This window comes from Alteromonas sp. 4NS20-0143 (assembly GCF_057542855.1).
In genome coordinates this window covers 59668-83077 of sequence record NZ_BAAJLR010000008.1, presented here as the reverse complement: position 1 = coordinate 83077, position 23410 = coordinate 59668, and the positions used below count along the sequence as shown (strand labels likewise).

17 protein-coding genes are annotated in these 23410 nt (G+C 44.8%); 13 read left to right on the top strand and 4 right to left on the bottom strand.

Annotation, left to right across the window (positions count from 1 at the left end):
- Positions 1–6 precede the first annotated feature (6 nt).
- The 4 genes from AC27HD_RS15415 to prlC form a co-directional block, all read right to left on the bottom strand.
- Complete coding sequence (locus tag AC27HD_RS15415) at positions 7–642, bottom strand: ubiquinone biosynthesis accessory factor UbiJ (RefSeq protein WP_487106925.1); 636 nt, start codon at positions 640–642, stop codon at positions 7–9.
- A complete protein-coding gene (gene ubiE / locus AC27HD_RS15410) occupies positions 642–1496 on the bottom strand; it encodes a bifunctional demethylmenaquinone methyltransferase/2-methoxy-6-polyprenyl-1,4-benzoquinol methylase UbiE (protein ID WP_235207861.1) in 855 nt (284 codons plus the stop codon). The genes AC27HD_RS15415 and ubiE overlap by 1 nt, the downstream gene beginning before the upstream one ends.
- A 68-nt stretch (positions 1497–1564) precedes the next feature.
- Positions 1565–2254, bottom strand: a complete 690-nt coding sequence (locus AC27HD_RS15405; RefSeq protein WP_032094916.1) for a DNA-3-methyladenine glycosylase I — start codon at positions 2252–2254, stop codon at positions 1565–1567.
- An 8-nt stretch (positions 2255–2262) separates the two neighbouring features.
- A complete protein-coding gene (prlC, locus tag AC27HD_RS15400) occupies positions 2263–4299 on the bottom strand; it encodes an oligopeptidase A (RefSeq protein WP_032094917.1) in 2037 nt (678 codons plus the stop codon).
- A gap of 341 nt (positions 4300–4640) precedes the next feature.
- Between prlC and AC27HD_RS15395 the strand changes: the two genes are divergently transcribed.
- The 13 genes from AC27HD_RS15395 to AC27HD_RS15335 all read left to right on the top strand — a co-directional run bounded on the left by AC27HD_RS15395 (position 4641) and on the right by AC27HD_RS15335 (position 23343).
- Positions 4641–5201, top strand: coding sequence for a response regulator (locus tag AC27HD_RS15395; protein ID WP_032094918.1), 561 nt, complete (start codon positions 4641–4643; stop codon positions 5199–5201).
- Positions 5202–5227: 26 nt separating this feature from the next.
- Complete coding sequence (locus AC27HD_RS15390) at positions 5228–6043, top strand: PhnD/SsuA/transferrin family substrate-binding protein (RefSeq protein ID WP_200883164.1); 816 nt, start codon at positions 5228–5230, stop codon at positions 6041–6043.
- Between the two features lie 10 nt (positions 6044–6053).
- Entirely contained in the window at positions 6054–7715 is a 1662-nt protein-coding gene (locus tag AC27HD_RS15385; protein WP_487106922.1) for a sensor histidine kinase, read from the top strand.
- 148 nt (positions 7716–7863) lie between these two features.
- Complete coding sequence (nosR, locus tag AC27HD_RS15380; protein WP_032094921.1) at positions 7864–9171, top strand: response regulator c-di-GMP phosphodiesterase, NosR family; 1308 nt, start codon at positions 7864–7866, stop codon at positions 9169–9171.
- A gap of 346 nt (positions 9172–9517) precedes the next feature.
- Positions 9518–10867 carry a glutathione-disulfide reductase gene (gene gorA, locus AC27HD_RS15375; protein ID WP_487106920.1) on the top strand — a complete coding sequence of 450 codons (1350 nt, stop codon included), beginning with the start codon at positions 9518–9520 and terminating at the stop codon, positions 10865–10867.
- A 401-nt stretch (positions 10868–11268) separates the two neighbouring features.
- Positions 11269–14610: an amidohydrolase family protein gene (locus AC27HD_RS15370; RefSeq protein WP_487107039.1), complete on the top strand. Its 3342-nt coding sequence runs from the start codon at positions 11269–11271 to the stop codon at positions 14608–14610.
- A gap of 505 nt (positions 14611–15115) precedes the next feature.
- Positions 15116–15664, top strand: a complete 549-nt coding sequence (locus tag AC27HD_RS15365) for a hypothetical protein (protein ID WP_487106918.1) — start codon at positions 15116–15118, stop codon at positions 15662–15664.
- A gap of 21 nt (positions 15665–15685) precedes the next feature.
- On the top strand, positions 15686–16939 hold the full coding sequence (locus tag AC27HD_RS15360; RefSeq protein ID WP_487106916.1) for a hypothetical protein: 1254 nt from the start codon (positions 15686–15688) through the stop codon (positions 16937–16939).
- A 22-nt stretch (positions 16940–16961) separates the two neighbouring features.
- A complete protein-coding gene (locus AC27HD_RS15355) occupies positions 16962–18413 on the top strand; it encodes a hypothetical protein (protein WP_487106915.1) in 1452 nt (483 codons plus the stop codon).
- 10 nt (positions 18414–18423) lie between these two features.
- Complete coding sequence (locus AC27HD_RS15350; RefSeq protein WP_487106913.1) at positions 18424–20424, top strand: PEGA domain-containing protein; 2001 nt, start codon at positions 18424–18426, stop codon at positions 20422–20424.
- Positions 20425–20548: 124 nt separating this feature from the next.
- A complete protein-coding gene (locus AC27HD_RS15345; RefSeq protein ID WP_487106911.1) occupies positions 20549–21319 on the top strand; it encodes a MotA/TolQ/ExbB proton channel family protein in 771 nt (256 codons plus the stop codon).
- A gap of 15 nt (positions 21320–21334) precedes the next feature.
- Positions 21335–22393 carry a vWA domain-containing protein gene (locus AC27HD_RS15340; protein WP_487106909.1) on the top strand — a complete coding sequence of 353 codons (1059 nt, stop codon included), beginning with the start codon at positions 21335–21337 and terminating at the stop codon, positions 22391–22393.
- Positions 22393–23343 (top strand): VWA domain-containing protein, encoded by a 951-nt coding sequence (locus AC27HD_RS15335; RefSeq protein ID WP_487106907.1) that lies wholly within the window; start codon positions 22393–22395, stop codon positions 23341–23343. The genes AC27HD_RS15340 and AC27HD_RS15335 overlap by 1 nt, the downstream gene beginning before the upstream one ends.
- The last annotated feature ends 67 nt before the right edge of the window (positions 23344–23410 follow it).

Below are 23410 nucleotides of genomic sequence, written 5' to 3'. Positions count from 1 at the left end.
AGTCTCTTATTTAAGTCGTTCTTCTAAATCACGTAGCCTGGCATCTAAGCGCTCTGTGCTATCTCGCAACGCACTGACCTCATCGCTAAAATGCATAACCGCGAGCTTATGTGCAGCCAACTTTTTTTCTTCCACTAAGGCATTGCCAAACACATCACCCATGTTGGCAAGCATCGACATGGATTTTTCATGAAAAGCTTTTACCGTTTTCATCGACTGATGGGCAAAAACGTCATTTGTTCTAATAGCGATAAGTTCTTCTACATCTATGTCGAGATTTTGAAACAGACTGCTTACCTGCTGCGCCACGTTTAACTCACCTTCTAAATACAGCGCTTTTTGCTGAATAAGGCGAGTTAACTGACTGGTTTCTTTTAGCGCTGGCAATGTATCGAGTGAGGTTTTAATGCAACAGTCTTTGGCACCTAACTGCGCCTTTACCTCTTCAAAATCACCATGCTCTGTCAGCACATCAACCTTGTCGGAAAATACCAGGGTAATGCCAAATGGAATAGGAGATAAAAACGCTGACATCCGCGAACCGTCAAGGGCGTTAAGCCTCGACTTACTGTCGCTATCCAGCGCTAGCAGTTTATTGATAGAAGACTCTAGCGTAGCCGCAAAAAGTGCAGATGCAGGCATTAAAATTTATAACCTCGGTGAAGCGCTACAATACCGCCCGTCAAGTTTTGGTAGTCGCACTGCTCAAACCCGGCTTCTTCAAACATGCCTTTCAAGGTGTCTTGGTCTGGGTGCATGCGAATACTTTCAGCTAAGTACTGGTAGCTTTCTGCATCGTTCGCGACCAATTGCCCCATCTTGGGAAGTAAGTGAAATGAATACATGTCATAAAGCTTACTGAGCTGCTCAGATGTTGGTTTAGAAAACTCTAACACCAATAAGCGACCGCCAGGCTTTAGCACCCGATAAATTGAATTAAGCGCGTTTTGTTTTTCCGTCACATTTCGCAAACCAAATGCCATGGTAACCACATCAAAGTGGTTGTCGGGAAATGGCAGTGCTTCTGCATCAGCTTGAACGTAGTCGATATTGCTGACAAGCCCGCGATCACGCAGCTTATCTCGACCTACCTGAAGCATGGATAAATTAATATCAGCAAGGGTTACGCGGCCAGTAGGGCCAACTAAGCGAGAAAATTTAGCAGTTAGGTCGCCAGTGCCACCTGCAATGTCGAGCACCTTATTGCCCGCGCGCACACCTGAACAATCAATAGTGAATCGCTTCCATAAACGATGAACGCCCATGGACATCAGATCGTTCATTACATCGTATTTCGCTGCGACAGAATCGAAAACGTTGGCAACCAAAGACGCCTTTTTTTCTTTCTCTACTTGCTTAAAACCGAAGTGCGTCTTTTGATCTGTAGCTTGCTCTGCCGTTTGTTCCACATCGTTTTCTAGCACGTGCTCTTCAGAAAGAGAGTGCTCGGATGAAGAGTGCACATCACCCGCTGATGAGGTCTGATTGTCGCTCATAACGTTCCTATTGCTAACTGTATTTCACAAAGCTGAAGTGTATAGGATTGTGAGGGTAAGCTAAAGCCTTAACGCACCCGTGAATTCGTACCCCAGCTGAATGCCACCGTAGTGCTTATCTCTTGCAAAGACCGGCCACTTTCTTTATGCCAATTGGCAAACGTATCATTCGCTGCCCTAAGACTCTTCTTCGAGGTAAGGCCGCCATCCACAATATCGTTTTTACGTAAATAATCTTCCACGTCACGGGACAACAAGAAGGTATCAATACCTAGGGAGCGAAGTGTATAAGGCCCCGTATTTCCGCCAAGCCGTGCGCCTCGCTTTTTCAAAAAAGCCCATAGTTCGGTGATGTTTTCAGGACCAAAAGACGCCACAAACTTTCCAAAACTCCCGTATTCTAACGACACATCTTTGATCATGATGGCGTTATCTCTCACGGTCATGACTTTTTTATAATTTCTTACAATGCGTTTATCAGATGCTTTTTGCTCTAGCATCTCATCAGGCATCAACAATACTTTGTCGATATCGAAGTTAAAAAAGACCGTTTCGAAGTCGTCCCACTTATTTTCGATAACTCGCCACACAAAACCCGACTGAAACACTTTTTTCGTCATTGCGGCTAAAAAACGATCGTCCGGAATAGTAGCCACATCAGAAGCCGACAAGGGTGCGTGAAGCATAGCTTCAAGCACCCTTTTTCCACCTTTTCGCTCACACGCTCGCTGGTATATAGAGTGAAACGATTCAGCCATAGCGTGTGTTATCCTTTTATCCCGCTGTGACGCAGTAATGCATCCACTTTAGGCTCTCGACCTCTAAACGCGACAAATAGCTCCATTGGCGGTTTGCTTCCACCCATTTCTAAGATATTCGACAAAAAGGCTTTTCCGGTTTCACGATTGAAAATACCGTCTTCTTCAAACTTACTGTAAGCATCGGCAGATAATACCTCAGCCCACTTGTAGCTGTAGTAGCCTGCTGCATATCCACCAGCAAAAATATGACCAAATCCATTTTGGAAACGGTTGAAAGAGGGTGGTACAGATACGGCCACTTCGTCTCTTACACTATCGAGCACACCTTGCACGTCAACGGTGCTGCCTTTTTCACTGTGAAGTAAGAAGTCAAACAAGCTGAATTCTAACTGTCTGACCATCTGCATGGCAGATTGATAGTCTCTGGCTGCTAACATACGTTCTAGTAAATCTGCCGGTAGTGGCTCGCCAGTCTCATAGTGTCCAGAAATGAAGTTAAGTGCGTCTTCTTCCCAGCACCAGTTCTCTAAAAACTGACTTGGTAGCTCTACCGCATCCCACGGTACGCCATTGATACCAGATACACCCGCCACGCGCATTTTGGTTAACATATGGTGAATGCCATGACCAAACTCATGGAAAAGCGTTACCACTTCATCGTGGGTGAATAACGCAGGCTTATCGCCAATGGGCGCGTTAAAGTTACACGTTAAGTAGGCGACAGGAAGCTGCAGTTCGCCATTGCTCATTTCGCGACGCACGCGACATTCATCCATCCAGGCACCACCGCGCTTTTTCGCTCGTGCATACAAATCTAAATAGAAGCTTCCGCGAAGCACGTCAGCTTCATCAGTGATGGTGAAGTAGCGCACATCTTCATGCCAAGTATCTACACCAGGTTGCTCGACAATCGACAGGCCGTAAAGTTTGTGAACCACATCAAATAACCCGGACAGCACTTTGTCTTCTGGAAAATAAGGACGCAGCATTTCATCTGAGATTGTGTACTTCTCTTGCTTCAGCTTTTCACTGTAATAAGGCAAGTCCCAAGACGCTAACTCAGTCACATTGTGCGTGTTGCGGGCGTACGCTTTTACTTCGTCTAACTCTCGTTCTGCCTGAGGCTTCGACTTAGCCGCTAGGTCGCGCAAGAAACCAATGACCTGCTCGGTAGAGTCAGCCATTTTAGTGGCTAGCGAACGCTCAGCGTAACTCGAAAATTCCAGCAGTTCAGCTATCTCAGTACGTAGCGATAGTATCTGTTTAATGATATCGGTATTGTCCCACTTGCCTGCATTCGGCCCTTGATCAGACGCTTTCGTTGAGTACGCACGATACATTTCTTCACGCAAATCACGGTTATCGGCATACAGCATCACAGGAAGGTAAGATGGAATATCTAGCGTGAACAAATACCCTTGAAGGTCTTTTTGATGGGCAGCCTGCGCCGCCGCTTCTAAGGCAGACTCTGGCATACCCTCTAACACACTTTTATCACTAACATGCTTAGTCCACCCCATGGTGGCATCCATCACATTATTTGAAAACGTAGAAGACAATTCACTTAACTTTGCCTGTATCTCTGCAAAGCGCTTCTTTTGCGCATCAGGTAATGCCACGCCAGACAGCGTAAAGTCTCTAACCGCGTTTTCGACTACTTTCTGTTGTTCATCATCTAGGCTACTGAACTCTTCTGAATTTTGTAGCGCCACATAGGCATTGAACAGACCTTCATGTTGCCCAACCCAAGTGCCATATTCTGACAATAATGGTAAGCAGGCATCGTGGGCCTCACGCAGCTCATCACTGCTAACCACACTGTTCATGTGTGACACTGGAGAAAATATTTTGCTAAGTCGGTCGTCAACTTCTTCTAGACGAAGAACCACATTTTGATAAGAATAATCTTTAGACGCGACTACATCGTCAATTTCTGCTTTGCAGGCCTCAATAGCGCGCTCAACGGCTGGTTTTATCGAATCGGCTTCAATGCCAGAAAATATGGGTAAACCGTCGACTAATTCAATTGCTGGGGTCGTCATAATATATTTACTCTTATCGTTGTATGCATAATCTCAATTATAAATAAGGTGGGGGTTTTTCATCGAAAAACAACATTCATTCACAGCCAAGCTTCGTCTAAACAATACCGCCACACTTCGCTGTATCATGCCATGGTTGGTAAGTGATTTGACTTAACCTGTAAGTACAACTATTTTTTAGTCGAAGATCAAAAGCTATTAACAGTGACAAAGCGCACTTTTGCTGGCCTTTCAGCCGCCACAAACCGAAATGTCACTAATGTCACATTTAAACCTTTTGTCTACTTTGTCTTCTGTGCGTATGACGCTATAATTCACAAGGATATGAAAAGGGCGAAACTATGAAGACACTTACATCGGGCGAAATAGCATCATACTGCGATGTTAATTTGCGTACCGTAATCAGATGGATAGAAAACGGTAAACTTAAAGGCTTCAAGCTTCCCGGCCGAGGGAACAATCGCGTGCTCGTTGAAGATTTCATTGAATTTTTAGAGCGTCACGACATGCCTATCCCCGACTCACTTAAGGGTGACGCAACACCTTCAATACTTATTGTCGATGATGAAATGCCTGTTGCAAAGTCAATTCAACGGGTAGCACGCAGAGCTGGATTCGACAGCTACATTGCTACCGGCGGTTTCCAAGCGGGCATAATGCTGAGTCAGTATGAGCCTAAGGTCATGACACTCGACCTGAGTATGCCGGGAATGGATGGATACAGCGTCATCGATTTCACACGTGAACAAAGCAAATATAAAGATTTAAAAATTGTTGTTATTTCTGCACTCGATGATATTAGCCTTGAACGTGCCTTAGAAATAGGTGCCGATGCATCACTTCAAAAGCCATTCTCTAACCACGATCTCACCATGGTACTCGAGCAGTTTATGTCGATGTAGGGCAATAGAGGATAAGGAGCGTTTTCATGTGTAGAGTACTATGTGCAATGTGCACCGCTTTTATACTGATGTTACCGCATGGGGTACAAGCGAAAACCCTCACTTTTGGCGTTGTTCCTCAACAGTCTGCAAAAAAAATGGTGAAGTCTTGGCAGCCTCTTTTTGACTACATAGAAAATTACACCGGCCTCACTATCGATTTTCACACGGCAAAAGACATTCCCTCCTTTGAAGCTAACTTAGCAAATGGCGAATACGATATTGCCTACATGAACCCGTTTCATTTTGTCGTATTTAACTCGTCAGTGGGTTACCAAGCCCTCGCAAAACAAAAAGATAAACGTTTACAGGGCATTATTGTTGTCCATAAAGATAGTGGCATTCAATCTTTGTCCGAACTAAACGGGGCCGAGCTAGTATTTCCAGCACCGGCTGCCTTTGCCGCAAGCATAGTCACGAGCGCCAAATTACGAAACGAAAATATTGCTTTTGTTCCTCGCTATGTAAATTCCCACGATTCCGTTTATTTAAATGTAGAAAAACAGTTTTTTATCGCTGGCGGTGGAATTTATAGAACGCTGCAGTCATCTCCAGCTCAACAGTCGTTAAGGATATTGTGGGAAAGCCCTCTTTATACTCCTCACGCTATTGCTACACACCCAAGGCTAAGTGAAGATGAGAGACAATCGATAATCAATGCATTAATCTCGATTTCTAGTGATGCCAGTAGCGCCGATATATTAAAGAATTTGGGTATGAACGGCTTCGTTGAAGCCGATGATTCTCATTGGGATGATGTCCGTGAGCTTGGCATATCATCACTATCTCGGCCCCATAGTTAAAGGACTAACTGTGCGATTATCCTTGCGAACAAAAACCATTACAGGCGTGATATCAATAACCGCCTTACTGCTTATTGTTTTAGTGGTCACTATTTTTCAATTTTTAAACGACCTTGTTGATAGCAGCGTTGAAAAATCTGCAAGCACAAGCGCGGCACTATTTGTCTCTACCACTAAAAATGCATTTTTAAGTTACGACCTTTCCTCTCTTGATGCTGATGTTACAGAAATACTCACCAACCCCAATATTGCTTACGTAAGGGTTAAAGACAAAAACAATAGAGTGTTTGTTGAAAAAGGCGATTCAAGGGCATTGCAGAACACGTTTAATAAGGACACCTCGGCCTCTCACACCGACGATGGCATTTACGACACACGGGCTCCCATCTTGGTGAACGACACACTCTACGGCTATGTGGAAATGGGATTAAATATTGCTTCGGTGACAGACTCGGTGTCGCGGGTGAGAAGCTGGACGCTCACCCTAGCGGTGCTTGAGTTTGTACTTGTTGGATTGTTGTCTTATTTACTTGGCTCTTACTTAATGAGACAGCTTCAATCACTTCACACTGGTGCTAAACATCTTGGCGAAGCCGTTGAAAATAATCATTATCAAAATATCCTTATCGAGGTTCGCGGTAAAGACGAACTCAGTGATTTAGCAGAAGCTTTTAATCATTTAGTGGAGCGTTTAAGAGAAGAGCACGGACAGCGACAGCGCTTTGAAGATGAGCTTAAAGAACTCAACGCCCTACTTGAAGATAAGGTACGTGACAGAACGGCAAAGCTTAATCAAAAGAACATGGAGCTTGAAGAGACAAACACAAACCTAAAAGAAGCGCAGGTGCAGTTATTGCAAGCTGAGAAAATGGCTTCCGTTGGTCAATTAGCTGCCGGCGTTGCTCATGAGATAAACAACCCTGTTGGCTTTGTGAGTAGCAACATATCAACGTTAAACGACTATATTGCCACCTATCAAATGTTATTCGCGCAAGTGACAGCGCTACTAAATAGCGATGATGAGGCTCAGCGATTAGCTCTCATTACCGATATAAAGCAAAACATCATTGATAAAGATATGGCATTTATCAATGAGGATATTAGCGATTTACTTAATGACTCCACCGAGGGGCTTCATCGCGTTGCAGAAATAGTGAAAGGGCTAAAACTCTTCTCCCGGGTAGATAGCGATGGCGTGCAGTTACACAACATTAACGATTGCGTACGCACCACATTGGCCATGGTTAATAACCAGCTAAAATATGTATGTACTGTAGAAACTAAATTAGGCAACGTGCCTGCGGTGACGATGAATATTGGCAAAATTTCACAAGTCGTGACGAATTTGCTTATCAATGCAGGCCAAGCGGTAGAAAGCACAGGTGTACATGGGAGAGTCACTATCTCCACAGTCGTCGTTGACGATTTTGTAGAGTTAAGGGTGAAAGATACTGGGTGCGGTATTCCTCAAGACAATTTAGATAAGCTGTTTAATCCATTTTTCACTACCAAGCCAGAAGGGCAAGGTACCGGATTAGGATTGTCTATTTCGTTTGGAATAGCACAGGAACATGGCGGTCGTTTAAGCGTTACAAGCGTAGAAAATGAAGGCAGCATGTTTACATTGGCATTACCCATTGTGAAAGATGAAAGCGACGAACCAGAAACCTAGCTACCTAAGGTAGCCTATTGACTAACAGTCAAGGTACTAATGTCCGGTTAGGGTATTGAGTAATTGTCAGTACATTAAGAAAGACTCGACGTAGGCAGTGCAATGCTTACATAGTGAGAGATATCGTTTTAACAGGATTACGTTTTTTATGACAGCACCTACCCCAGAAAAGCCGGTGACATACACTGTCTTATTTGTCGATGACGAGCCCAATATATTGCGCGCGATAAAACGTGCTCTGTTTACAATGGATATAAATCTGCTGCTCGCTGATGGCGGCTCAAAAGCCCTAGAGCTAATGCAGAAGCAGACTGTCCATGTGGTGATTTCGGATATGAAAATGCCGCAAATGTCTGGGGCTGAACTGTTAGAGCAAGTCGCTAAAAACTATCCTGACACCTTTAGAGTGGTTCTCACCGGCTATGCCGATATCGAGTCTACAATCAAAGCCGTAAACCAAGGTAAAATTCATCGCTATTTGCAGAAGCCATGGGATAACCAAGAGCTCATTTCAGTTATCAATGAAGGGCTAGAACGGGTTAAGCTTAAAGAGGAAAATACGCGACTGCAAAAGCTGACTCGTCTTCAGAACAAAAAGCTCAAAGACATTAATACGTCCCTTGAAAGTGTGGTTCAAAAAAGAACCCGTCAAATAAAATTTGCGCTAAATAAGATTGAGAAGCACAACCAGGCCATGGAGCAAGTGCTGTTCAACGTAATCAGTATCAACCCCCATATCAACGGTAAGTTTGCCATTGAAGTGAGCGAACTTGCGGCAAAAATTGCCCGTATTGCACAGCTAGAGAAAAGTGATATCAAACAGGTAAAGTATGCAGGGCTCATATGCGAACTCGGCCAATTGGGTTTGCTGGTAGAAGATTTTGCCGAGCCGTTTGCTAAGCTGAAATATCAACAGCAACAGAACTACTTATCGCAAACTAAACAAGCTGCGCTTATTCTCGCTCCAGCCGAAGAGCTTCAGCCCATATCAGATATCATCGAGTTTCAGTTTGAGCACTACAATGGTTCCGGCCTTTACAATAAGGTAGCGAAAGAGATCCCTGTGGGAGCACGAATATTGGCGATTGCAAGAGACTACTGGCGCTTGGTCACTGGCCGAATGAGCGGTGTGGAAATGCTGCCTAGAGACGCCAAAGCAGAAATGAAAAAACACAGAAACACCCGTTATGACGGTGAGTATCTTGATTTACTATTAAGCGCCGAGGACATTGGCACCTCTACCCTACTCGATACCACAATGAAGGCCGCTCAGTTAAAAGAAGGGATGCAGCTGGCTCAAAACTTGTATAACGACAGTCATATACTCATCTTGCCTGAAGGCCACGTATTTAACCGTGCAACCATTCAAAAACTACAGCAATTTGAAGAAGAGCGCGGTAAAGCATTTAGCATTCAAATAGAACCAGAAAGCAATTCTGAGACTACAAGTCAGTAGTTTCTCTTTAAAAAGGTGCGCTAGTAGCTAGTAATTAGCGACTAGCGAACCTTTTATACCAGTCCTCATAGATAGTTACCTACTCAACGAGACTTAAAAGGTTCGTAATTGCGGCGTGTTACCGCAGGTATAGTGGTTCTGCATCAAGGTGACACAACAAAGAGTACGGATATTTTTAGCAGCAAAGGCTTGTGGCTGATGTGTGCTCAATACGCATAGTTACATGTATTGCTTGCGATTAATCGCATTATTGCCGCTGGCGATGCTATTTCGTATGTCGTTACAGTAGAATTCATGTGAGAATGGAAAAATAAGAATTGGCTCTAACAATTTAAAAGGCTTTTGTATGAAACATTTTGATTATATTTCTATTGGCGGCGGTAGCGGTGGCATTGCATCGGCTAATCGCGCAGCAAAGCACGGCAAAAAAGCGGCAATTATCGAAGCAAAGGATATTGGTGGCACCTGTGTAAACGTGGGCTGTGTTCCTAAAAAAGCCATGTGGTACGGGGCACAAATTGCAGAAGCCGTGCACCGCTATGCGCCAGAATATGGCTTTGATGTTTCAGTCAATCACTTTAGCTGGGATGGCCTAATTGCAAGTCGCCAAGCGTACATTGAACGCATTCATGCCTCATACGATCGCGTGCTAACTGCTAATGACGTAACCCTAATTCACGGATTTGCTAAGTTTATCGATAACAATACGATTGAAGTGAATGGTGAAAAAATTACGGCAGACCACATTACTATTGCAGTAGGTGGCCGCCCTTCTATTCCAGATATCGAAGGGGCGCAGTACGGCATCGACTCGGATGGCTTTTTTGCCCTAAAAGAGCAGCCTAAGCGCGCAGTCGTTGTGGGTGCTGGTTACATTGGTGTTGAATTGGCAGGTGTACTTCATGCGTTAGGTACAGAATCTCACTTAGTAGTGAGAAAACATGCACCACTTAGAAACTTCGACCCTATCATTCACGAAACATTGGTTGATATGATCAATACCGAAGGCTGTAAATTACACACCTTCGCCAGTGTTGAAAAAGTGGAAAAAGCTGACGACGGTGAATTAACAATAACGTTAACCAACGGCGAGCAGTTAAAAGCAGACTGCTTAATTTGGGCCATTGGCCGCGAGCCATCTACCGATAAAATCGGATTGGAAAATACCGATGTTGAGCTTAGTGATGACGGTACGGTGAAAGTGGATAAATACCAAAATACCACGGCCAAAAATGTATACGCCGTTGGTGACATTACCGGTGAAGCAGAGCTGACTCCCGTTGCGATAAAAGCCGGCAGACTGCTCAGTGAGCGTCTGTTTAACGGCCAAAAAGATGCGCATATGGACTATTCACTTATTCCAACGGTGGTGTTTAGCCACCCGCCTATCGGCACTATTGGAATGACAGAGCCAGAAGCCATTGAGGCGCACGGCGAAGACAATATTAAAACTTACACGTCAAGCTTTGCATCTATGTACACCGCCGTAACCCGTCATCGCCAAATGACAAAGATGAAGCTTATCTGCGCCGGTAAAGATGAAAAAGTGGTTGGCCTGCACGGTATTGGACACGGCATGGATGAAATATTACAGGGTTTTGCAGTGGCCATAAAAATGGGCGCAACAAAAGCCGACTTTGATGCCTGTGTCGCTATTCACCCTACCAGCGGTGAAGAATTCGTTACTATGACATAATTTCTGGGCTCTGGGCTTGGGCTTTTTGCTTTGGGCTTTGGGCTTTGGGCTTGAACTCTCAACTTGAATTCATGACTTAATCAGCAACTGTGACCTTCAATAGGTCGCACTTGCTGTAAAATATTAACCGTAGGCCGCCTTTGAGATTAAGCGGCCTTTTTTGTGAGCTAAAAAAAATCAGCCTTACTCTTTATCCACTCTGTTTCTTCTTACAAACAACGTAAATATAATGTTAACTGGCATTCATCACTTAATGAAAGCGACTAGTCGCGTTATGTTTATATAACGTTTATGTTGTAACGTATGATATCAACAACCAACGCTGTTCTTGTTTTCGGGCCTAACGAAAAAGAAACAACAACACGCACACTATAAAAACTAACGACATTAAAAAGTTGGAAATAAATACAATGAAAAAATTATCACTGACTCTCATCGCATCAGCGATGTTGGCATCAGGCATTGCTCCTACCTTTGCACAGGAAGCAACGTCTCAGAGTAAAGAAGAAAACGGCTACGATGTAGAAAACTGGGATGTTAATAACCCGCCTTATGCACTTAATGAAGTGGCAATAAGCACTACTGAAACCACGTGGTCGAGCCTAGATGTGGCACCTAACGGCAAGTTTATGGTTTTCGATATGCTTGGCGATCTATATAAAGTCGATATCAATGGCGGTGATGCGTCGCCACTTACCCAAGACTTTGCATGGAATATTCATCCTTCTATATCGCCAGACGGTAAGCACGTTGCCTTTATTTCAGACCGCGATGGCCTAAGTAATGTGTGGGTTATGGATATCGATGGCGAAAACCTTCATCAAGTGACTAGTGAGAAGAACAACCTTATTCACTCTCCTAAGTGGAGCCCTGATGGCGAATACCTTGTGGTAACAAAGGGGATTATGTCGAGTCGCAGTATTCCTGCGGGCGAGATTTGGATGTATCACAAGTCAGGCGGTGACGGCCTGCAAATTAAAGCGCGAAACAGCGGAAAGCGTGATCAGCAAAACATTGCTGACCCTGTTTTTTCTCATGACGGCAAATACATCTACTTCACAGAAAATACCGTTCCTGGCAGCCGCTTTGAATACAATCGCGACCCGCTAGAAGGTATCTTTGCCATTACCCGTTTTGATCGTGAAACCGGTGAAGAAAGCCGTTACATCAGCGGCACTGGCGGTGCAGTTGTCCCTACTCCGTCACCAGATGGTAAATACATTGCGTTTGTTCGCCGCGTGAAAGACCGAACTGCTCTGTTTATAAAAGACGTTAAAACGGGTATTGAAACGCCCCTCACACTAGAACTTGAAAGAGATATGCAGGAAGGCTTTGGTTCTGAAGGCTACTTTGCGTATTTCGACTGGATGCCCGATAGCTCGAAAATCGTGTATTGGACAGGCGGAAAGTTCCACACCATCGATGTTGCTGACAAAAGCACATCAACGATTGAAATTAGTGTAGACGCCATAGTGCAATACGCTGACGCCCTTCGTTTCGACGTAGACGTAGCTCCAGACAAATTTGACGTCAATATGATCCGCTGGTCTCAAATGTCACCTAACGGCAAAACCGTTTTATTTCAGGCGCTAGGTAAGCTGTACGTTCGCGACGTGAAGTCGGGTGACATCAAGCGTTTAACCAAACAAAGCGACCACGACGAGTTTTACCCACGTTTTTCTAACGACGGTAAAAAAGTGGTGTATACCACGTGGGACGACCAAGATTTAGGTACCGTTCGGGTAGTGTCAGCGAGAGGCGGAAAAGGCAAAGTCATCACCGAACAACCGGGCCATTACATTGAGCCATCATTCTCCGCAAATGGAGAGAAAGTGCTGTTTCGCAAATTCACGGGTGGCTATTTGCTTAACCCTAAATACTCTGTGGAGCCTGGCATTTATGTGGCTGACCTTGAAGAAGACACCGTCAATAAGGTGACCGACGGTGGGTATAATGCCCACTTTGCAGGCGGTGACGAACGGGTTTACTTTACTGAGTCTGCAGGCGGTGAAGCCTATTACGAAACGCAGCTATCTAGTGTAAACCTTAAAGGCAACGACAAGCGTACTCATCTATACGGCAGCACCAAGGTAAGTGAGTACAAACTTTCTCACGATAAAAAGTGGATTGCCTTTGTCTATCAGTTCAAAACGTATGTGGCGCCGTTCGTCGATAATGGTAAGAAAATTACCATTGGTCCAGACATGACCTCACTACCAGTAACACAGCTTTCAAGTCGTGCTGGAGAGTACCTAACGTGGTCGCCTGACAATAAAACACTGAGCTGGTTTAACGGCCCGACGTTGTTTAAGCGCTCTCTTGATGAAGCCTTCGCCTTCGTTGACGGAGCCTCAGACACATTACCAGAGCCAGTGGCACAGGGAATGGACCTATCGTTCTCTACCGACGCTGACAAACCATCAGGGTATAAAGCACTGGTAGGCGGCAAAGTGGTCACCATGCGTGACGCTGACAATACGCAGGAAATCATCGAAGATGGCGTTGTGCTTATTAAAGACAACCGTATTGAAGCTGTCGGCAAGCGCAGCGATATCGAGATCCCTGCCGACGCGATGCAAATTGATACCAGCGGAAAAACCATTATTCCAGGTCTTATTGATGCTCACGCTCACGGTTCGCAGGGAAGAAATGAAATCATTCCACAGCAAAACTGGAGTCAGTACTCGAATGTGTCCTTTGGTGTAACCACTATTCACGATCCGTCAAACGACACTACTGAAATATTTGCAGCGTCAGAGTTACAGCGCAAAGGTAAAATTGTAGCACCACGTATTTACTCTACCGGCACCATTTTATATGGCGCAGAAGGACTAGGATACAAGGCCATCATTAACGATTATGACGATGCTTACTTCCACGTTGAACGCTTAAAAGAAGCGGGCGCGATTTCAGTCAAAAGCTATAACCAGCCACGTCGTGACCAACGTCAACAGGTGTTATGGGCGTCTAAGAACCAAGAAATGATGGTAGTGCCTGAGGGCGGCGGTAAGTTCCAGCAAAACCTAACCATGCTAGTTGATGGCCATACAGGTTTAGAGCACAGCCTACCGGTGGAAAAAGGGTACAGCGACGTAACTCAACTATGGAAAGCCACAGAGTTTGGTTACACCCCCACGTTTGTTGTGTCTTATGGCGGAATGATGGGTGAAGAATACTGGTACGACAAAACAGAGGTGTGGAAAAACCCTCGCTTACTGCGTTATACCCCATCAACCATCTTAGATAGACGTGCTATTCGCAGACCTAGCGCACCAGAAAATCAATATAACCACCAAAACGTGGCTAGCTACGCTAAAGAGCTTCGCGACAATGGAGTAAGTGTACATATTGGTGCTCACGGACAGCGTGAAGGTTTAGCCGCTCACTGGGAGCTATGGATAATGCAACAAGGCGGCTTTACTCCTTGGGAAGCATTACGCGGTGGTACTATTGATGGTGCCAAACACTTAGGTATGGCTAAGGATCTCGGCAGTATTGAAGCCGGAAAACTAGCAGACTTAGTGGTAATAGATGGCGATGTACTCAGCGACATTAAAAAGAGTGAGTATGTTGAATATACCGTGCTAAACGGCCGTGTGTACGAGTCGGAAACGATGAATGAAGTAGGCAGCAAGAAAAAGCGTAAACCATTCTTTTTCGAGCAAGACAATGCCACCTTTATGCCACAGGCAACAGCCGATGCGGTTGAGGCCAAAGCGCACCACTTCCATTGGGAGCATTAATTCTGCTGAGCAGTAATTAGCGCCAACAGACGGGCTAAATAGCCCGACATAATCTGTAACACTTAAAAGCCAGCGATGAACGAGTTGATACCTCTCATCGCTGGCTTTTTCTTTATCTTCCTATTTTTTAGATGAGAAATACCAGTCCGCATAGATAATTGCCCACTCAGAAGGCGCTGGCAAGTTTCCTAGCGAAGCGTGGGAATGCAGGAATGGCTGTTCCCTTTCAAATTCCCAGAATGAAGCTAGGGAACTTGCCAGACCTTCCCGAAGGGCGAGTTTAAAATGTCCGTACTCTTTGTTGTGTCACCTTGATGTAGAACCACTGCACCTGAGGTAACACGCCGCGATTTCGAACATTTTAAGTCTCGCTGAGTTGGTAATTATCTATGCGGACTGGTATAAAAGGTGCTATAAGTATTCAACAAGAAGCAGCAGTGCTTTTCTTCTTATCACAGCTTTTTGTCTCAGCTTTCGACTTTCAATCTTAAAAGGACTTATGAACGTGAATCGAAATGTTCCCAGTATTCTCATTATTGTCGTTCTTTTATGCATGTCAAAACTTGGGCAAGCGGAAGGCACACCCATCTATTTTCAAGACTGTTCATTCATAGATTTCGGCGAACAGGACACCTCTCTAATGACTGAGGCTGAAAAAATTGAGGCTATGGATAAGTCTCTTTTTAGCGTACTTGATCAAACCGAAGAGTGCATGAACAATGCCGCACAATCTGCTGCGCAAGGTATTGCTGATGCCGCGGGCACTGATGCTGGTAGCGGGTCAGGCGCACTTGGCGCAAACGGTACCGGTACTTCAGGAGCAGGCACTTCAGGTGAGAGTGCGGAACAATCCAATACACAGTCTGCATCGACCAACTCCCAAGCCTCGTCCACCAAATCGACCTCGGCGACGTCGAAAACCACCGTTGGTGGCCCCTCGCAAGGCGGAAGTTCTGCCGTGTGCGACGCGGTAAATACTGGGCTACAAGGTGCAACCACTGAGTCGGAAAAAACACACTTTAAAGAATTAAAAGAACAATACGGCTGTAAATAACACTAAGAAGAAGGAAAGGAAATGTCTTCATTTAATAAAAAACTAATTACCGTGGTGGCTACCGCCTCGCTCTTATTTTTAGGCGGTTGCGGCTCAACGCAAACTAAAGTCTCTAGCGTAGGGCCTTCTATGGTAGGTCCAGGCTCAGGGCAGCCATTAGGTTCATCGTCTAATTCATATAACTACAATTCTTCTATTTTTATGGATGTTGCGGTTCCGGTCTTCGACCCGGGTTTTCCCACTGAGAGGGATGGAAGCATTGACTATGACGAGATTGAAGAAGAAGGTATTTGGCCCCAAGTTCGACGCTTAGAAGCGAATCGCTTTGCCGTAGCGACTAAAGAAGCACTGGGTAAAACAAAATCCTTCGGCAGTATAAATGTGACTCCCGACGCTTCTGCATTAGCAGACGTTTATGTACTTGGAATTATTAACTACTCAGATACTGAAACGGTAGAAATTGGTGTAAAAGTTATGGACGCCAAAAACACCGTTTGGGGCGAAGAGGAATTTGAATATCGGGTAAGCGAAGGATGGTACAGAGACGCCATGTCTCGTGGTGAAAATCCGAATGGCCCTGTTTTCGACGACATTGCTAAGTTTGTATACGGCCTACTGAAAGAAAAATCTGAAGCCTATAAAAAAGAAGTTCAAACCATTTCTGACCTTCGCTACGCTCAAATGTACAGCCCTGAAAGCTTTGGCCAGTATCTTGAACAAGGCCGCAGAGGCACAATTGAATTAGTAAGTGCCCCATCTGAAAGCGACCCTATGCTGCGTCGAGTTCGTGCCATTCAAGCTAAAGACGAACAGTTTATAGACAGTCTGCAAGAAACTTACGACTCTTTTTGGGTGACCACAGAGGAAGCATACAGAAAATATCAAAAGGAAACCTTGCCTGAAGCAAAGAAAATACGCGAATTAGAAACCGAGCGTACCACTAAGCAAGTAACTGCGGGACTGTTTGCTGTTGCCTCTGTACTACTAGGGTCAAACTCAAGCTCGACAGCGGGTCAAGTTGCCGCTGCAGGTGCAGGCATTGCGGCTATCGGCTCGCTTAGCCAGGCTATTCAAACCAATAAGGAACTGCATGCCCAGCGTGATTTGTTCGACGAAATGGGGCAAAACTTGGATATACAAGTCGCCGATCAAATCGTTGAAATTGATAATCAACGCATTGAACTACAAGGCACAGCAAGCGAACAGTACTATCAACTGCGCGCTAAGTTAAAAGACATTTATGATATGGAAGCCACTCCGATGACAGCGCTTTAAGCGCTGCATTAACGAGAAGCCTATGCAAAGCGTTGAAAAAGCGATAGAAGAAAGTCGAGCAAAGAAGAAAGCGATAATTAAAAAGTCTTTGCTTGGCACGTTAGTATTAATTGTTGTTATCGCTGTGGGTGGGTTTCTCGTTTCCATGCTACCGGTGACATCAACCGAAGAACATGACCCTCGTAATGAAAATGACATTACATCATCCCCCTCTTCTATCGAAGCAAGCCAACAAGTGTTTAGCGAAGCGCAGCGAAAAGCCTTACAAGTTGCATTGAGCAAAACCAAAGAGCAGATAGAAGCAATGTCTGCTCGCGTTAGTCATTCAGAGCGCTTTCGTGAGGCGGCAACGACTATAGAGAATAAGCTCGACGACGCTTTTAATGCGTATGCTGCGTCTAACTATGCCAGTGTGGAACAGCGCATCAATGAGATAAATGATGACAGTAGTGCTTTGCTAAACGCGTTTGAATTAGCCTATACCCAACCTTATGAAAAGGCACTGGCCGCGTTTAATCAAAACGACAACGGCACTGCGTTTAATTTAAATCGAGAGTCGTTATCCGTAAACCCGCAATACGCGTTAGCTAATACCCTTCAGCAGCGCATAGACGTATTTGAGCAAGTGCAGGATGCCTACGAACAAGCTCGAATAGGTAAAATTGAAAACAATATTACAAAGCAACAACAAGCCTACACTACCATCGTAAAGCTCGATCCACTCAGAGAGGACGCCTCACAGGCGCTTGCGGCACTGAATAAGCAGCAGACGGATAGCCAGTTTGCCTCTTTGTTAGCACAAGCAAATAGAGCCATAGAAGATAAAAATTATGGCGTTGCTAATCGGGTATTAACCGAAGCTGCTGCCATTAAGGCAAACAGCGAAGAAGTGAGAGTTATTTCCCAGCGACTCAAAACACTTATTGCTGGTGAAAACCTTAATAAGGTTGAGGAGCAAGTGGCTATTTTTATAAGCGCAGATGAGTGGGAGACCGTATCGCTACTTGCTGCTAAAGGTTTAACTCAATTTCCCACCAGCACCTCACTTTTAAAGGCTGATAAAAATGCAAAAGCAATTATTGAAAGTCGTCGACAAATCGCAAACTTTCAACAACGACCTGAGCGCTTAGCAGATAGCAATATAAAACAGGCTGCCATGCTGGCGTTAAAAAATGCAGAGCCTTATTTTAGTCAGAGTGAAAAGCTACGAGCACAAGCAGACACATTCAAAAAAACTATAGACGACGTGAATACACCACGGGACGTGACTATCACCTCAGATAACGATACCTACATAAAAGTATTAGGCGTTGGCATAGTGGGCGAAGTGAAAACTAAAACTATCCAGCTTAAGCCCGGTACATACCGCCTAGAAGGAAGCCGTGAAGGATACCGCTCTGTTATCGAAAATATTCAGGTCACACCGTTGACTACAGATTTATCTATACATATCACTTGCACAGAAAAAGTATAAGGAAACCATTTTGAGTAGCATTGATGAAGCCATTGCTAAGGGAAAACGACGCCGAAAAAGTGCAGCGATTTTTTCTCTTATTGGGCTGTCGATTATTATAGCTATCTATTTTAGTTGGCTATTTTTAACTAAAGGGTATGCCTTTGCTGTTTATCCTGAGGATGCTGCAAAAGCGCCTCAGTTTTCTGTGCTTAGCGGCAATGCTTTTTTTATTAGCGACAAACTTTACGTGATTGGAAGTTCTGCAGATGTTTCGGTATCGGCACCTAAGTTTATGCCAACCGAACTTACTGTTAACAGTCAATCGCCCAGCACCATCGAGGTAGAGCTAGTGCCGCTACCTGCCACATTAACTATTTCCACTGAGCCCGAGTTATCAGATATCAGTTGGTATATTAACGGCGAAAAAATAGCGGTCGCGAGTATCTTAAAAACCGAATTATCGGAAGGGCAATACGATATATCTGCGGTTCATCCTTTCTTCAGTAAAGCTCTACTGAGCGTCACTGCAGACAAAGCTGAGGTTATTGAAAAGGAATTAACGCTAGAGCCGGTTGAAGGTAGCATAATCATAAACTCGGTTCCTAGTGGCGCAGCGGTCTCAATAAACGGTGAGACAGTGGGCAATACCCCTTTAACAATCGCTAAGTCTGGCGGCCGCTACGACGTGTCCTTAACAAAGGATGGATTTGAGCCGTTGCACGATGCTATTGAGGTTAGCAACCAACGTCTATCACCCCGTCGAGATTACAACCTTCAACTATTGCAGGCACGGCTTGCCATTGACGTAGCGCCGTCTGGAGGCATTATTAGCATCAATGGCAAGCCAGCAAAGTCGAATGCTAGCGTAAACGCTGACGTTACCCACTTAATAACGTATGAAAAGCCTGGTTTTGTGCCACAACGTGAGCGTGTAACGCTCACCCCTGGGGAACAAAGAAACATTCGCTTTGAGTTAGCACGAGAAATGGGCGACGTCAGTCTCACCTCATCGCTTACCTCTCAGGTAGTTATTGATGGCGTAAAAAAAGGTGAAACCCCCTTGCGCCTTCAGCTTCAAACCCTTCCAGCGCGGGTATCTTTTCAGCGAAGTGGCTACAGAACGGTAGAAAAAAGCATAACGCCTACTCATAACAAGCTCACCACCGTAAACGCAGAAATGCTGACAGAGTTTGATGCCAGACGCCGCGACGGCACGCCTTTATTTGTATCTTCATTAGGCATTCAGCTGGCGCTGGTGTCACCTAAGGAGTTTACAATGGGCTCGCCACCTAATGAACAAAACCGAAAGCGAAATGAGCATCAGCTTAACGTGGATTTCTCACGACAAGTTTGGGTATCGCGGCACGAAATTACTCAAGGGCAATACGCTGCTTTTAGCGGTCAAAATAAAGGCCAAGGACAGGCAAAAAACAGCAAGCAGCCTGTGGCTAATATTTCATGGGAAAATGCGGCAGCCTTTACTAATTGGCTAAGCGAAAAAGAGGGGCTTGCACCTTTTTATGTGATGCAGGGCAAGCGCGTTGTGGGCATTAACGCTAACGCGAAAGGCTACCGACTACCCACAGAAGCCGAGTGGGAGTTTATCGCCAAACTGAATCGAAGGGCCTCCCCCACTACCTTTGTATGGGGAAATCAGCAACGAATACGAGACAAACAAGGCAACTTTGCCGATGCCTCGTTAAAGGGCAAGCAAACCTTTATTTTTAAAGATTACGACGATGGATTTGCCAATGCAGCGCCAGTGGGTTCGTTTGATGCTGAGCGCGGTGGCTTTTTTGATTTAGACGGCAATGTTCGTGAGTGGGTGCATGATGTGTATTCTGTAACACCCCCTCAAACTAGTGGCACGGCAGTGGATTACTTGGGCCCAACGAATGGCAGTAAGCACGTTGTCAAAGGGGCCTCGTTCAAAATAGGCAGACTAAAAAATATAAGAGCCAGTGTGAGAAGTGGCGAAACTAGCCCACAAGACGACATTGGTTTTCGCATAGCAAGGTATGAAAACTAATATGAAGAAAAAATTTATCATTGCGGCCATTCTTTTGATCGTTGCCGGAACAGCAAGCGCATACTTAGTGTCGTTAGACGCTCCCCAAGACTTTCCAACAAACATTTAGCGCCAAGGATTTACTATGAATAAAAATAATGCGTTATCAATGAATCCAAGCTTTCTCTTTAGCGGCGGCGTTTTCCTGCTTATTTTCGCCATTGTTCACTTTCTATTTGCCGGTGTTATTAGGCCGGCAGCGGAAAAGGTCATTGCAAGCACAGGCACAGCCTCGCTTTCATCTATCTGGGTTATTTTGAAAGATATTGAGCAGCAAGTGTGTATTTCCTTAATGCTATTTTGTATTTTTTTGATGGTATACAAACTTTGGAAGTTGCTTGATGAAGAAGAAATTTATTCTCGCGATCTGCTGCCAGAACACAATAAAGATACACCGTTAGCTATTGATGAGGCAATTAACGAACTATCTTCTTCCTCCTATAGTGACACTCCCGCTTATAGCACTTGGATAAACTGCATTCGACGTTATAAAAACACAAAGAATGTTCAGCATGCTGCCGATGCTATTCATTCATCCATTGATAACATTGCCGCACAACTAGAAAGTGGTAATAACGTTATTCGATACATCATTTGGGCGATTCCCTCTATTGGCTTTGTGGGTACTGTGCGCGGTATAGGCGCAGCCCTTGCTCAAGCTGATGCTGCTCTTGAGGGCGATATTGCTGGAATGACCGCCTCGCTTGGTGTGGCATTTAACTCTACGCTCGTTGCCCTGTTTATCTCCCTTATCTTAATGCTGCTAATGCATCTGCTGAACGGTCGCCAAGATACTATGGTGATCCGCACTCAGGCATCATGTGAACGTCACTTGCTCTCACATTTACATAACTAATAGAGCAACGTAAGCATGCCAAAAACCCGTAAACCCGTAGACGGATTTAATCTTGCCTTTCTCGATGTCATGGCATGCGGGTTAGGCGCCGTCATCCTTATATTCATTTTGGTCGATTTTAACGCGTTCACTCCCACTCCTACTGATGAAAAGGAAAAGCTGGAACAAGAATTAGCGGCAGCACAGACCGAGCAGCAGCAGCTTAAAAAATCAATAGATGAAGTGAACGATAAAATAGCCCTTGAATCGGCCAAGCAGGACGATGTTGAACAAGCCCAAAAAGATAGCACGCAAGATCAGTCCAAGCTGTTACAAGATATGTCTACCGAAATGGCTGTAGTGGCCGATCTTGAAAATCAGCTGGCTGCGCTATCTAAAGAAGTGGAAAAATCGGCCAATATTCAAATGCAGGGCACCGGCGAACAGAACTATATAACGGGTCTTAAGATAGAAGGTTCAGATATAGGTATATTAGTTGATAAAAGCGCGTCAATGATGGGAGATAACCTGCTTGATGTGTTGAGCAAACTGGCGTTAAGCGATGGCCAAAAAGTGTCTACGCCCAAATGGGTGCGTACAAAACGAGTGGCACAGTGGATGCTTGCAAGAGTACCTCAAACATCAAGGCTTTCTGTTGTAACCTTTTCTGATACAGCTGAAACACTGGGGATCAGGAAAATCATTAGTGCAAAAGTCAGTGGCTCTATGAATGCAATTGTTAAAGATTTAGGTGCAGTGGTACCAAGTGGAGGAACAAATCTCCAAGAAGGGCTTAAAGTATTGTTTGACGCTAATTCAAACATAACCGATGTTTACATTGTGACAGACGGACTACCAACACTAGGTGATGGTTTACCACTGAGCTGCAGAAACTTTATTAGTAGTAAAAAATCCATCTCGTCTGACTGTAGAAAAGCACTGTTTGTAGAAACCGTAAAGCGCGCGAAGAAAGGGGTACATTACAACGTTATTCTATTGCCCATTGAGGGCGACCCTTTTGCCACACCTATGTATTGGGAATGGACCCGAGTGACAAGCGGCACATTTCTTTCACCAGCACCGGAGTGGCCGTAATGCGGAAAATTCAGCGAGCTCCCGTAGAAGTCTTCAACATTGCGTTTTTAGATATTATCTCCTGTGCCTTCGGCGCGGTAATTATGCTGGTGTTGCTTGCAAAAAATGGCACTGAAGATACCGAGCGAGGTCCTAGTAACGTAAGTATTCTCATTGACCAGGTTTTGCAAGCACAGGTAAGTGTGGAAACGCTGAAAGGTGCACTTTCAGATAAACAGCAAGAACTTAAATCGGCTCAAAGCAAAACGGCCTCGGTAACCGATAAGCAAAAAAACTTAAACTCCTCCATACCTCGTGCCCAGCAAACAATCACGCAGCTACAAGACAAGGCATCATCACTGAGAGCTGAAATTCGCCAAGCCACCGCCATGTTAAATGCGCCTAATTCAACAGATACTCCCGATGATGATGTAGGCGGTATACCCACAGACGCAGAATATGTCATTTTTGCTATCGATAACTCAGGCTCCATGTCTAATGGAAGTAGCTGGAATAGAGTGATCACCATTGTTAACGATATTCTGCAAAACCACCCAAAAATGAAAGGCTTTCAAATTATGTCGGCCGACGGTGGCTTTATGTTTTCAAGTAAGGCTGGGCAATGGCTGGACGACAGACCAACGCTCAGAAAAACAGCCATGAACCAAATGCAAAGCTTTAAAGGTGGTGCGAGCCAACCTGAAGCTGGTATTTTAAAAGCAATAAAGCTCTACAAAAACACAAAAGGGAAAGTGAGTCTTTATGTATTTGGTGATGACTATCAGCTAAGCAATTTTGACCGAACGGTAACCCAAATAACGCAGGCAAATGCTGGTGTGGATGGTAAGCCAATCATACGTATCCATGGGGTAGGTTTTAGCCGCGGTAGTGGCAACGCCCAGCGCTTTGGCGCTTTTATGCAAGCCGTTGCTAAGCGAAACCGCGGTGCGTTTGTAGGTCAGTATTTTTAATGAACCATCTTAACTCAACTTCAAGTTTCAACTAACCAACTTGCTGCTACTGCTATAGAGAAAAAGT